General features: G+C 67.3%; 11 protein-coding genes and 1 pseudogene. All 12 read right to left on the bottom strand.

Annotation, left to right across the window (positions count from 1 at the left end):
• Window positions 1-111 precede the first annotated feature (111 nt).
• On the bottom strand, window positions 112-1,080 hold the full coding sequence (locus F791_RS0102515) for a D-2-hydroxyacid dehydrogenase (protein WP_019592134.1): 969 nt from the start codon (window positions 1,078-1,080) through the stop codon (window positions 112-114).
• Window positions 1,071-1,922: an aldolase/citrate lyase family protein gene (locus F791_RS0102510; protein WP_018993714.1), complete on the bottom strand. Its 852-nt coding sequence runs from the start codon at window positions 1,920-1,922 to the stop codon at window positions 1,071-1,073. The genes F791_RS0102515 and F791_RS0102510 overlap by 10 nt, the downstream gene beginning before the upstream one ends.
• A complete protein-coding gene (locus F791_RS0102505) occupies window positions 1,919-2,569 on the bottom strand; it encodes a sugar transferase (protein WP_018993713.1) in 651 nt (216 codons plus the stop codon). Before F791_RS0102505 ends, F791_RS0102510 begins: the two co-directional genes overlap by 4 nt.
• The gene (locus F791_RS0102500) at window positions 2,566-3,780 is read right to left on the bottom strand and encodes a glycosyltransferase family 4 protein (protein ID WP_018993712.1); all 1,215 of its coding nucleotides are present in this window, start codon (window positions 3,778-3,780) and stop codon (window positions 2,566-2,568) included. Before F791_RS0102500 ends, F791_RS0102505 begins: the two co-directional genes overlap by 4 nt.
• 183 nt (window positions 3,781-3,963) lie before the next feature.
• Window positions 3,964-5,253 (bottom strand): Vi polysaccharide biosynthesis UDP-N-acetylglucosamine C-6 dehydrogenase TviB, encoded by a 1,290-nt coding sequence (gene tviB, locus F791_RS0102495; protein ID WP_019592133.1) that lies wholly within the window; start codon window positions 5,251-5,253, stop codon window positions 3,964-3,966.
• Between the two features lie 74 nt (window positions 5,254-5,327).
• Complete coding sequence (locus tag F791_RS0102490) at window positions 5,328-6,674, bottom strand: glycosyltransferase family 39 protein (protein WP_018138746.1); 1,347 nt, start codon at window positions 6,672-6,674, stop codon at window positions 5,328-5,330.
• Window positions 6,671-7,807 (bottom strand): glycosyltransferase, encoded by a 1,137-nt coding sequence (locus tag F791_RS0102485; protein ID WP_019592132.1) that lies wholly within the window; start codon window positions 7,805-7,807, stop codon window positions 6,671-6,673. Before F791_RS0102485 ends, F791_RS0102490 begins: the two co-directional genes overlap by 4 nt.
• Window positions 7,804-9,141 carry a phenylacetate--CoA ligase family protein gene (locus F791_RS0102480; protein WP_018138744.1) on the bottom strand — a complete coding sequence of 446 codons (1,338 nt, stop codon included), beginning with the start codon at window positions 9,139-9,141 and terminating at the stop codon, window positions 7,804-7,806. The genes F791_RS0102485 and F791_RS0102480 overlap by 4 nt, the downstream gene beginning before the upstream one ends.
• 12 nt (window positions 9,142-9,153) lie before the next feature.
• The gene (locus F791_RS0102475) at window positions 9,154-9,873 is read right to left on the bottom strand and encodes a hypothetical protein (protein WP_019592131.1); all 720 of its coding nucleotides are present in this window, start codon (window positions 9,871-9,873) and stop codon (window positions 9,154-9,156) included.
• 26 nt (window positions 9,874-9,899) lie between these two features.
• Entirely contained in the window at window positions 9,900-10,985 is a 1,086-nt protein-coding gene (locus F791_RS0102470; protein WP_019592130.1) for a sugar-transfer associated ATP-grasp domain-containing protein, read from the bottom strand.
• Between the two features lie 34 nt (window positions 10,986-11,019).
• A complete protein-coding gene (locus F791_RS0102465) occupies window positions 11,020-12,855 on the bottom strand; it encodes an ABC transporter ATP-binding protein (RefSeq protein ID WP_019592129.1) in 1,836 nt (611 codons plus the stop codon).
• Window positions 12,855-13,259: pseudogene (locus F791_RS13155) on the bottom strand (capsular biosynthesis protein CpsI); the annotation flags it as partial. The gene F791_RS0102465 and the pseudogene F791_RS13155, both read right to left, overlap by 1 nt.

Here is a 13,259-nt window from a genome sequence, read left to right as displayed (position 1 = left end):
GGGCAGGCAATCGGATTGATGCCGCCCCGGGCCGGATGCCGCGCATTGTGGGGGAAGGGGAGATGGGACTCCAGCGCTTGGCTGGTAACCGTCGAGCTGGTAACCGCCGACCTAGTAACCAGCGACCGGGTCGAGCGGAGTCACCGGGGGCTCGCCTTGCGCCATCGCGCGGGCATTGCGGATGAAGATCTCCAGCGCACGTTCCATATAGTGCGGCGAGGTGCCCGAGACATGGGGTGTGACGAGGACGTTCTCCCGGTTCCACAGCGGTGACTGGGCGGGAAGAGGCTGCTGCTCGAAGACATCCACCGCCGCACCGCGCAGGCGTCCGGCATCCAGCGCCCGGATCAGCGCCTGCTGATCCACAACGCCGCCGCGCGAGATGTCCACCAGCACGGCCCCCGGCTGGAGCCGCTGGAACTGGGCTTCGCCGATCCGGTGCCGGGTGTCCCGGGTAAGCGGCAGGCATACGATCAGGTCGTCCACCTCCGGCAGGCGGTCCTCCACGCTATCCAGGGCAATGACCTCGTCGGCGCAGTCATGGGGGCGCGGGTTGCGCTGGACACCGATCACGCGCATGTCGAACGCCCGGGCCCGGCGCGCCACCTGGGTACCGATATGCCCCATGCCAAGCACCATGGCGGTGCGCCCGGTCAGCTCCCCGAGCCAGCAGCGCTCCCAGCGCTTCTCGCGGCTTTGTGCGTTGAAGCGGTCGAAGTGCTTGGCGAAATAGAGCATGGCCCCGATCGCATACTCGCTCATCGGGGCGCCGTGGACGCCACTGCTCTTGGTCATCAGCAGGCCGTCCTTGGGGAATGGCATGTCCCAGATCTTCTCGACCCCGGCGGACAGAAAGTGCACCCAGTCATAGCGCGACAGGCGGTCCAGGGCGTCGGGCAGCCAGGGCAGGGTGGGGGCGATCACGGCATCGACCTCAAGCCCCTCGGGGATGGCCTCGGGCTGGCCGGCGAAGGTCAGCGTGGTGCCGGGCAACGCCTGCTGCAGGCGGGCCTCGATCGTGTCCTGCTGCTTCTCCAGAACCTCCGGTTTCTGCAGGAACAGGGTGTGGCTCAGGCGCATGCACGGCTCCGGTTGTGCATGCGGGCCGCCAGCCGGAAGATGCGGGTGCGGACCTCGTCGCGGTTCTTCAGCAGTGCTTCCGCGGGGGCTGCGCGAAACTGCTGTTCCGCGGCCTGTAGCCGCTCCAGCTCGCCGCGCAGGCGCGCCGTCCCGGTGGCCGGGTCTTCCTGGCTGACCACCTCGCGGAAGGCGCGCGAAAGGATGACCCATTCGGATCCAAGGCGCACGTGTTCGCCCAGGATGGACTCGGCCGGGACCTCGCCCTTGCCCACCGCGCCGACACCCCCGAACCCGAACGCGATGCCCGCCTCGCGGCACAGGGCGGCCGGCACCTCCAGCATGCCGCCGGCCAGCGGTTCGAACAGGAAATCGAGCCCGGACGCCAGGCTGAGATCGTTCAGGCCGATATGAATCTGGTCCTGTGGCCCGAGCAGGGGCAGGTAGGACGGCAGTCGGATCAGGGCCTGCGGGGTCTCGACCAGCAGGGTCACCGGCACCTGTCCGCCGACGGCGTCGAGAAAATGCTGCACCTCGTCGATGCGGGTGAACATCGGCAGCATCAGCCGGTCGGCGCCGGCCTCGATCGCCTGACGGACCTCGGAGGGCGTTTGTGGTGCCGGCGGATTGATGCGGACCATCAGCTCTGCGCTCGTGAGCACGCTGGAGATGCGCCGGACATCGTCGAGCGTGTGGCGCGCCTTGTGGGTATCCAGATGGCCCTGGCGTTCGGCCTTCCCGCGGGTCTCCATGTCGACAAAGATCCGTGCGATCCCCGCTGCCTCGGCCTGCCGGGCCACATCGGCGGAGGCCGTAATGAACATGTGTTTCAGGGTGGAAGTCATTCCATGTTCCCTTGCTGTCGGTTACGCAACGAATCGCGATAGGTACGCCAGTTGATCCCGGCCTCGCCGTAGATCCCCTGGCCGGTCAGGACGACGTAGACCGTCTTGATGATGAGCCCCAGGTCGTACAGCAGGTTGTGCTGCGCGGCGTATTCGGTGTCGGCCTCGAGCTGCTGGATCCAGCCCAGCGTGCGGCGACCGCGGACCTGGGCCAGTCCGGTCAGGCCGGGACGCACCGAAAACCGGGAGGCGTAGGAGGGGGGCACGACCTCTACCTGTTCCGGCAGGATCGGGCGGGGACCGACCACGCTCATGTCGCCGCGCAGGATGTTCCACAGCTGCGGCAGTTCGTCGAGACTGGTCGCCCGCAGCCAGCGCCCTACGCGGGTAATGCGCGGGTCGACCCCGGTGCTGACCACCTGTTCCTGGTGCTGGTCGATCGCGTCCGGATCGCGATCCACCATGGTGCGGAACTTCAGTACCCGAAACGGCTGTCCGTTGAAGCCGATGCGTCGCTGGCGGAAGAGGATCGACCCGGAGCTGTCGAGGCGAATCGCAATGGCGATCAGCAGCAGCAACGGGGCCAGCACGAGCAGCACCGCCATGCTGGACAGGATGTCGAACAGGCGTTTGAGGGTGGCGTTCATGCGAGCTCCATCGTTCGAAGAATGACGCGGTTGACCTGCCCCACCTCGTACTTTGCCTCCACCCGATCGCGCGAGGCCCGGGCCATGCGGGGCAGCAGCTCAGGGTGGTCGAGGAGCCTCTGCATGGCATCCGCCAGGGGCGCGGAGGTCCGGGGCGGGACGAGGAGGCCGTTCTCGCCGTCGACGACGGTCTCGCGGCAGCCCGGGGCATCTGTGGTGATAATCGGGCGGCCCACGCTCATCGCCTCCAGCACCGAACGCGGGGTGCCTTCGCGGTAGGAGGGCAGGACGAACACGGAGGCCTTCTGAAGCCAGGGTCGAACATCGGCCACACCACCGACGAACTCGACAATGCCCTCGCGCTTCCAGGCCTCGACCTGCTCCGCCGAGATCGTGTGCGGCAGGTCCGGGTTATGGGGGCCGACCACCACGAAGCGGGCATTGGGGTGTTGCGCGTGAACCTGGCGCGCGGCCTCCACGAACTCGAGGATGCCTTTCTCGGTGAGCAGACGGCCGACAAACAGGAACAGCGGGTCGCCTTCGGGAAGGGGATGCTGGGCGAAGCGGTCCACGTCCACCCCGGATCCGTTAATGCGAACGACTCGCTCGGTATCCGGCAGCACACCCCGATCGAGAAAATCCTGGAGGTCATCCGGGTTCTGGAAGAACACTCGATCGCAGCGGGCCAGCGCCTGGCGATACAGGCCGGAACTGATCGTGCGCAGGATGCGCGTGCGCCAGGACTCGGTGGTAAAGGCATGCCCGAGACCGGTAATCATCGCGTAGACCCGCGGGACCCCGGCCCAGCGGGCGGCCAGAGAACCGTACACCACGGGCTTCACGGTATAGCTGAACACGGCCTCCGGTCGCAGGCGCCGCATCAGCTGGGTCAGGGCGAAGGTCGTGCGCAGGTCTTCAATCGGGTTGACACCGGTACGGCCCAGGTCGAACGGGTAGATCGGGATGCCCAGCTCCTCGACCTCGGGCAGGTAGTCCTTGCGCGGGACGGCGGCGGCCACCGTTTGGCCGCGGCGGCGGATCTCGCGGATCAGGTCCCCGCGGTTGGCGATCAGCGATCGGGCATTGGCCGCCACGATCAGGAGATCGATCCCGCTGTGTTCCCGCGACTCGCTTTCCCGGTCGGCCTGTGCCGTGCTGGTGGCATCCCCGCGCAGGGTGGTGGCCACCCTGCGGTGCTCGGTGTTCTGCATGTCTGTTGCTCCTGTTCCCAAGAGGTGCCGGGTGGTCTCCGCCTACGCTGGAGAGGTCTCTCGGAAGTCCTTGTGCATGGGTACAAAAGGTAAACAGGACAATGATTTATCGCTATGTTTCGGGGTGCTCAAAGTGTGCGAGACACCCCGAAAAGGCAGACCGGCTCAAGGGGGATGGCCGGTTTATAGACGCAGGTCACTCGCCTCGGGTGGGAGGACGGATTTCACGTCGAAGATGACCGCGCGCTCGCGCCCGAACTTCTGCAGGCCCTGGGCCCCGAGTTCGACGAACTCGTGGTGCGGGACCGCAAGGATGATGGCGTCGTACTCGCCCTGCTTCGGCGACTCGCTCAGCAGGTCCAGGCCATACTCGTGACGGGCCTCGGCGGTATCCACCCAGGGGTCCCAGACATCGACTTCGGCGTTGTAGCCGTGCAGGTCATGGATGATGTCCACGACGCGCGTATTGCGCAGATCCGGGCAGTTCTCCTTGAACGCCAGTCCCATCACTAGGACGCGCGATCCCACGACCGGGAATCCCTTGCGGATCATGGCCTTGATCGTGCGGTCCGCGATGTAGCCGCCCATGCCGTCGTTGGTGCGGCGTCCGGCAAGGATCATCTCCGGGTGGTAGTTGGCGGCCTGTGCCTTGTGCGTCAGGTAGTACGGGTCGACGCCGATGCAGTGCCCGCCCACCAGGCCGGGTCGAAACGGCAGGAAGTTCCACTTGGTCCCGGCTGCGGCCAGCACGGCCTCGGTATCGAGATCGAGTCGCTCGAACAGCATTGCGAGTTCGTTGATCAGCGCGATATTCACGTCGCGCTGGGTGTTCTCGATCACCTTGGCCGCCTCGGCCACGCGAATGCTGGGGGCCGGATGGGTGCCGGCACGGATGATGCGGGCGTACAGCGCGTTGACGAAGGTCGCGACCTCGGGGGTCGAGCCGGACGTGACCTTGACGATATCGGGGATGCGATGCTCCTTGTCGCCGGGGTTGACCCGCTCCGGGCTGTAGCCGAGGAAGAAATCCCGGTTCAGCTCCAGGCCGGATTCGCGGGCCAGCACCGGGGCGCAGTCTTCCTCGGTCGCGCCGGGGTAGACGGTGGACTCGTAGATCACCACGTCCCCTGGCTTCAGGGCACGACCCACCGTGCGGCTGGCCGCCAGTAGCGGGCCCAGGTCCGGGCGCCGGTGGGCATCGATCGGTGTGGGGACCGTCACGATGAACACGTTGCAGTCCTGCAGTCGCTCCAGATCGGCGGTCAGTTCCAGATGCTCGGCGGCGGCGAGTTCCTCACGGGAAACCTCGCGTGTGCGGTCGTGTCCCCCGCGCAGTTCCTCGACGCGGCCCGTATCGATATCGAAGCCCAGTGTGGGCAGGACCCGTCCGAACTCGGCTGCCAGAGGCAGGCCGACATAACCCAGACCAATTATGGCCAGACGCGGGGCGTCCGGTGCCGCAAATTCCGCCATCTTCCAATCTCCTGTGTGAATGTTGGTAATGGCCCCGGGAGCGGGGCGGGTGCGCGCGAGTCGCGCGCGGCCGATCAGGGCGCGGCACGCCGTGGTTGCGGCAGTTCCGCGCCGGAAATCTCCGGTGGATCCGTGGTGCTGTTCGGGGCTGACGAGCGACTGGCGCCAAGGCGTCGCAGTCGTTCCCAGCGCCACAGGCGGCGCCCGGCCAGGCCCGCCGCCAGGGCGATCAGGATCCCGAGGAACTTGGCCCGGTGACGGGCGGCGGTCCCGAAGTTACTGGTGCCCCAGGCGAAGATGATCGCCAGGACGATGAACACGACGACCAGCACGCGAAAATCCGAGCGATGCCACCAGTGGCGGCGATACACCGCCAGCAGCAGGACCAGTGTCAGATAGAACAGACCCTCCACCATGCCGATCAGATGCACGGGCGAGCGCACTTCCCACAGCGGGGGACCGAACAGCAAATAGCCCACCCGGATTGGTGTCAGGACCAGTGCCTGGAGGTCATTGGACGGGATCAAAAAGGACGGGTAGGCGGCCCCGCCGCGGGCGCTGCGCTCGGCCCGCTGGTCCAGCGTCTCGGTCTGTTCCATCACGTCGCCCAGTTGCCCGATCGACGAGAAGCGCATGTCGTCCATCACCACGAATCCGAGGACCCCGGCCGTGCCGAGCAGCATGCCGCCGAGCATCAGCCCGGGACGCATATGCCCCAGATCCGATGCGCGCAGGAATTCCTTGATCGACCAGCCGACCAGCACGACCGCGATGCCCGCGATCGCAAAGACTGCCGCGCCATGCACGACCGCCGCACCCAGCAGGACCCCGACGGCGGCCACCAGGAAACCGGTGCGCTGACTCTGAACCCAGCGCACCAGCCAGAGCACGCCCAGCAGGAAGAAGGCAGTAAACCAGACCTCGCGTAGTGGCACGGCCGCGTTCACGATCAGGATCGGGAACAAAGCAGCGATCCAGGCCGCACGCACGGCGGCCTGGCGGTCCCAGAGCTGCTCGGCGATGCGCGCAATCAGATAGACCGTCAGCATGCCCAGGGCGATGTTCACGGCCTGGAAGGCCAGGGGGGCGCGGTCGGCACATGCGTAGACGTTCGCGATCAGCCAGCTGTGCAGGTACGAGCTGCCCATGCTGAAGTGGTCGCCGAGATTGCCGCAGCCACTCTGGGCCCAGAACCAGGCCCGGCGCTCGAAGCTGATCGCATCGGCTCCACCCTGAGGCAGGGGAAACAGGAAGCGCTGTACCAGCGCCGCCCCGATGCGGGCCAGCAGGGCCGCCAACAGCGGCCACAGATAGCCCTCGCGTCTTGCCCCGGTCCACAGCACGGCGACCAGCACCACCATCAGGAAGCTGGCCGACAGGAGCAGCTCCATCGTCGTGAACGGGATCGAGGTGTAGCTCATGGCGAGACGGGCGCGGTATCGACCATCGCATCCTGGAACAGGGTCTGGTAGTGCGCGGCCACGGCCTCGAGGGCGTAATGCGATTCCATGCGTGCGCGCGCCTCGTCGCCCAGTTCGCGCAGGCGTTCACGGCCCTGGCCGATGGCCCGGGCAATGGCGTCGGCCAGATCCAGCGGCTCGGGGCTTGTGGCGACAAAGCCGGTGGACCCGACCACGCGGGCGGCATCACCGATATCCGTTACCACGGCTGGTCTGCCGCAGGCCATGGCCTCGCCCACGACATTGGGGAAGCCTTCGCCCCAGCGCGAGGGCAGCACTAGCAGGTCCAGGCCCGGGTAGAGGGCCTCGGGTTCGGGGGTGGGCGGCAGCAGCGTGACATGCCGGTCCATTCCGTGTTCGCGGATGGCCCGGTCCAGCGGGTTGTCATCCGCGGATACCCCGGTGCCTACCATTACGCAGTGAACGTCGGCTCCACCCCGGACCAGATGCGCCAGCGCGGCCACCAGTCCGGCATGGTTCTTCATCGGGTGAGCGCGTCCGACCATGCCCAGCAGCCAGGTATCCGCGCCAATACCCAGTTGGGTGCGCAGCCCGGGGGCGGCGTCCGGTGCCGGATGGAAGCGCGCCAGATCAAAGCCGTTGGGCAGGACCACGCGGCGATCCGCGGAGAATCCCAGTGCCTCGTGCTGGGCGGCCGCGGTTGCGCTGTTGTAGACGATGCGGGTCGGATACCGCGACAGCCAGGCGCCGCTGCGGATCACCCAGCGGGTCCCGCGTTTCTCGTGCGCCAGGTCATGCACCGAGTGGCGCACGTTCCAGAACACCGGTCCCTGATGCCCGAGGCGTCGGGTCAGCGAGGCCGCCAGATTGCCGTGGTACATCCAGCCCATCACGCCATCGGGCTGATAGGCGGCCAGCGCGCGGCGCAGGGCGACAATCCACCCCGTGGAGAGCGGGTTGCGCAGTCGTCCGGTATAGACCGGGATGCCCTGCGCGCGGATGTCGCCGGCCATCACGCCGGGCTCCTTGAGCGCGAACACGGCGCCGGCGTCCGGTGCCGCGTGCAGCAGGTTGCCCAGCTGGCGCTCCGCGCCGCCCTGGCCGAGCCCGTTGATCACGTGCAGGACCTTCACTGCCGGTTCTCCTGCAACTCGCTGATCACATGCAGGTGCTTGCCGCTGGGCGATGGCGGGATCTCGTTTACACGATCAATATCCAGGCGTGTGCCCGCGCCGAGTTGCTCGCGGATCTCGGGCGCCAGACGTGCCTGCAGGCGCTGTTCGCGTTCTCCCTGCGGGGCACGGTCGATGGGGATCAGGCGCAGGCGGATATGATCTGCCGCGTGCTGGACCCACTGGTACTGTCCGATCCAGTCTTCCGGGTACAGCAACTGGCGCAGCCACCCGCCGAACACGACGGCACCGTTGGCGCCGCGGATGTGGTCGGTCACGCGTCCCCATACCCCCTCCAGCAGCGGCCATTCCCGGCCGCAATCGCAGGTCTGGCCGGACCAGCTGGCCAGGTCGCCGATTGCATAGCGCAACAGGGGCATGCTGTGGTTCGTCAGCGAGGTGACCACGACCCGCCCGGGGGTCCCGGGTGGCGTCGGACGGCCGTCGTCGTCGAGGATCTCCAGGTACTGGGTCAGCGGATTCACGTGCAGCCCGCGGTGGTGCTCGCATTCGCAGGCGATGTCCCCAACCTCGCGCGAGCCGTAGCGGTTGAACACGGGGGCATCGAATGCCTTCTCGATGGTCTCGCGCATATCGGGAAAGAGGGTGCCGGCCGAGCTCAGGACACTGCCGATACCCGGCACACGGACCCCCCGGCGCAGGGCGTGCCGGGCGAGTTCGTGGCCACTCTCCGCGTAGATCTGCAACTGTCTGGGCGGTGCGGCGCGCAGCTGCTCGAGGTGCGCGTCCATCGTCTCCGGATCCATGCGGTAGGCGTTCAGCAGGGTGCGATTCTTCAGGCGTTCGGCGAGGCGGCGGGTGCCCCGGGGTGCGGTCAGGTCGCGCGAAGCCGCCCACAGCACGGCCTTGGGCTGACCCGGGCGGTAGCCGGTCCAGCCGTCGAACAGGGCCTTGGTGGCGCGACCCCAGCGGCGATAGGCGGTGTCCTGGTAGAACGTGGCGGGCTCGCCGGTGGAGCCCCCCGAGGTGTTGCGCCGCAGCCCGGGGCGGGGTTGCTGTGCGCACAGGCGCTCGCCTTCGCGACGGATGGTGTCCTTGTCGAGGATGGGCAGCGACAGCAGCGTGGCCAGCGGATCGGCGGCGATGGTGTCCGCATCTGGCAGGATTTCGCGGTAGTACGGCACGTCGTCGCGCGCGTGTACCAGCAGGCTTGCGATCCGCTCGGCCTGCAGGCGCTGCAGGGCGGGCAGGGACAGCCGCTCGGCCCGGCGCAGCGCGGCATATTCGCGCGGGCCGGAGAGCCAGGGGAGGAGGGCACCAAAGGCCAGGGACATGACGGTTGTGCCTCAGGCGCTGGCGGTGCGCGTCGAGCGCAGGCTGGAGCGCGCCCGGCGGGCCAGCTCCAGGAACGGACCCAGACGCGAGTACTGGATCGTGCGTCGCGACTCGCGCGAGAAGCGGCAGGGCTGGCAGTGACCACAGGGCTGTCCGAGGATCGGCGAATGACAGAACCACGACTGTTCGAGCAGCGGCAGGAAGCCCTTGGCCTCGGCGTCGTACTTCATCGCCTCCTTCGTCACCGACAGCAACGGGAAGCGGTAGTACTGGAACAGCTCCCAGGCGAAGTCGTCCTCGCGGAAGCGGAAGTCCCCGTACTGCGGGTTGCGGAACAGACGTTCCTGCAACTCGGTGCCGGCCTCGTGGCCGGTGAGCGACAGCTCCAGGTCGCGCAGGACTTCCTGTTCGCACAGGCGGGCGAGCCAGTCGTACTGGGTACCCACATGCACCTCGCTCGCCAGGCGCTGGTAGCGCTCGGTGATGTTCGGGTCCTCGAGGATGTCGCTGCGCAGATAGACACGAACCGGCGCCACGCGCCCGCGGGCCTCCGCCCGCGCCTCGATGCCCGCACGGATGTTGGCCATGGCCCGCAGCTCGTACACATAGGATTTCCGGCGCGGGTCCAGCACGTAGATTGGCTGCACCTTGCGGTTGCGATAAAGCGCCAGGTCCAGCAGGCGGTAGCTGGAGTCCCAGCCACCGGTCCACAGCAGTTTGATCGTGTTCATGTCGTTCTCCTGATGGCAGTGGCGGATCAGCGCGGATAGCCGCGCGGGACCGAGGGCAGCAAGGGTCCGAAGCAGGACTCGTTGCGCGACCAGGCCACCTGCTCCGCATTCCACTCGAGGATTACGGGCTCGCTGTTGGCCTGAATGCAGACGTCCCAGCCAATGAAGCGCAGATAGGGGATGCGGCGATGGGCGTTCAGGCACAGCTCGCGTACCGCCCCGAAGTTGGGGATCCGGCAGTCCTTCACGTCCACGCCGCTGTCCGGGTGGACCGAGCCGATGCTGACGCAGACCGGGTCGCGCAGATGGCCGTCCAGCCAGCCCTCGCCATCGACACCGACGAAGTAACCACCGGTGGAGACGTTGTCGGTGCGCTGCCCCTCGCGGCCCAGGCGGAGGAAATGGTTCAGGATGCGCAGCTCGCCGGATTCCGGATCGAGGAAGGTCAGAACCCGCAGCGTATTGACCGAGCTGGCGTTGATCCGCGCGATATCCGGATGCTGCTCGATCAGGGGCTGTACGATGCAGTTTCCGGGGACCTTGCCGAGTTCCTCGGCCACTTGTTCGGCGGTGGTGAAGGTCACGCCGAGGCCCTGGCGACCCTCGTCGGGCTTGATCACATAGCTCTTGCCGGACTCGAGTCGGGAGAGGGCGGTTTCCAGTGATTCAGGCGTCCCCTGGGCATCCAGGTACTGGCCGCCCACGCGCACGAAGACCGGGGGCACGACGCTGTCCGGGAACAGGCGCGAATCCATGGTCTTGAGCCCGCTCAGGCGGCGGATGTCCTGCCGGTTCCAGAGCGGGTTCAGGGACTCGGTGTAGTAGTCGTCGCCGATCCATCCCTCGACAAACTCGCGCCGCACCTCGGTGTAGGCGGCCAGCCACGGCCACCAGGACTCGCTCCCGTAGGTGTCGGTCGCATAGCGCTTGATCCGCTGCAGGACCGGGCGCGTGACCGCGGACTCGCCGTGGGCGCGGATCAGCTTCTCGCGCCACTGGATGGCGATCTTGCGCGACTTTTGCAGGTGGCGCAGATGGACCGCGCGCGCAATGGTGCGGGCGATGCGGCCGCTGTTCTTGATCTGCAGCGGCTGGGATTGAACGTGCGTCACGGGCAACTCCTCGTGTGGTGTCGGCATGGCGGGTTCAGCCATGGGTGCCGGAGGCCGCGGGGCCGGGGACGGACTGGACCTGGGGGTTATCTGCCTCGGTGTGAGTGACCAGCTCGTCGAAGCGGCCAACGGAGGCGAACGATCCCCGTTCCAGGTGGGCGACCTGATCGCAGGCGCGCACGGTACTCAGGCGGTGCGCGATCAGGATGATGGTCTTGCTGCGTGACAGGGACTCGATCGCCTCCATCACGGCGCGTTCGGTTGCGGTGTCCAGGGCACTGGTGGCCTCGTCGAACACCAGGACGTCGGGGTCGTGGTAGAGGGCGCGGGCGATCCCGATGCGCTGGCGCTGGCCCCCGGACAGGCGCACGCCACGCTCGCCCACCATCGTGGCGTACTGCTCCGGCATGTCCTGAACGATGAAGTCATGCACCTGTGCCATGCGCGCGCAGCGCTCGACGCGATCGTGGTCGATCTGCGCGGCGGGAATCCCCAAGGCGATGTTCTCGGCCACGGTCGAGTCGGTCAGGAAGATGTCCTGGGGGACGTAGCCCAGGGACTGCTGCCAGGCGCGCAGGTTGGCATCCGTGACCGGCTGGCCATCCACCGAGATGGCGCCCTCGGTCGGGCGCAACAGGCCCAGCAGGACATCGACCAGCGTGGTCTTGCCGGAGCCGGTGGTGCCGATGATCCCGACCGATGTACCGACCGGGATCTCCAGGTTGATGGACTGCAGCGCGGGGCGGTGGCCGCCCGGATAGGTAAAGTCGATGCCCTTGAGCGCGATGGTCTTGCGCGGGACCAGTGGCTGGGGGGCCTGGCGATGCAGTTCCGCCAGGGCCTCGCGCTCGCGCAGGTCCTCGGTCACGCTTTCCACGGCGGCGGCGCCGAAGCGAAGCTTCGCCAGGCCCGCGTAGATGTGCTGCGCGGCCGGCAGCAGGCGGTAGCCGGCAAAGGCGTACAGCCCGAGGATCGGCAGGATCTCGCCCAGCGCATCCGTACCGGTGCCGCCCTGGGTGTGCAGCAGGATCAGGGTGAGCCCGATGATGCCGCCGAAGCCGATCGCCTCGATCAGGAATTTGGGGACCTGGGAGATGGTCTGGTTGGTCGCCTGGTGCCGGGCCTGGCGCTTGGAGGGGGTATCGAAGCGCGACAGGTATGCGTGTTCGCGACCCAGCAGCTTGATGTCCTTGATGCCGCCGAGGGCCTCGCCGGCGGCGGTGAAGCGTTCCTTGTTGGCGAGCGAGCGATCCCGGCCGATGCGCCCGAGCAGGCCGCGCACGAACACGAAGATCGTCCCGTATACCCCACCGATCACGACCGCGACCCCCAGCGCGAGCCACGGATCCACAACGATCAGCAGTGCCACGATGGCGATGGTTACGACCAGGTAGGCGATCATCGTGATCCCGGGACGGAAGACGTTCAGCACCAGCTGGTCGACCTCGGACAGGATGCTCTTGGCCATGTCGCCGCTATGACGGTTCAGGAAGAACGCATACGGCTGGCGCAGGTAGGTCTCCAGCAGGCGCTTGCCAAGGCTGTGACGGCGCATCTCGATAAAGCGGTTCATCGCGTAGTGCGTGAGCGTGCGAAACACCGCCGAGAACAGGATCAGCGCGAAGGCCGCCGCACCCAGGGCGAAGATGAACTGATCCACCGAGTTGAATCCCAGCCCCCTATAGAGCTGGTTCAGTACGGGGTTGGTGTTGACCAGCTCCGGGTTACCCAATACGGACAGGAACGGCATGATCGATGCGACCCCGGCGGTCTCCAGTACCGCCATGATCATCATCAGCCCCAGCACGAGCCCACCCCGGCGCTTCTCCGCCGGGGTGAGCAGCTGCAGCGTTTTGCGGTAGACCCCCATCAGGCGGCCGCCCGGTAATACCCCAGGTACCACTCGACGAAGCGGGCGACGCCCTCCTCGACCGAGGTGGTGGGTTCATAGCCGGTGTCGGCGCGCAGCGCCTCGACGTCGGCGTAGGTGTCCGGCACGTCGCCCGGCTGCAGCGGCAGGAGATTCTTCTCCGCCTTGCAGCCCAGGCAGTCCTCCAGCACCTCGATGTAGTGCATCAGCTCCACCGGGCGATGGGCCCCGATGTTGTACAGCCGGTAGGGTGCCGCACTGGTGGCCGAGTCGGGCTCGGCGCCGGTCCAGTCGAGGTTGGGCTGCGCCGGACGATCCAGCGTGCGGATCACGCCCTCGACGATGTCGTCGATGTAGGTGAAGTCACGGCGGTGGTGGCCGTAGTTGAAGACGTCGATCGGCTC

The organism is Thioalkalivibrio sp. ALRh, assembly GCF_000381425.1.
In the GTDB taxonomy this organism is placed as follows: Bacteria; Pseudomonadota; Gammaproteobacteria; order Ectothiorhodospirales; family Ectothiorhodospiraceae; genus Thioalkalivibrio.
The sequence above is the reverse complement of the archived record's forward strand: the minus strand, read 5'-3'. Positions and strand labels throughout refer to the sequence as shown.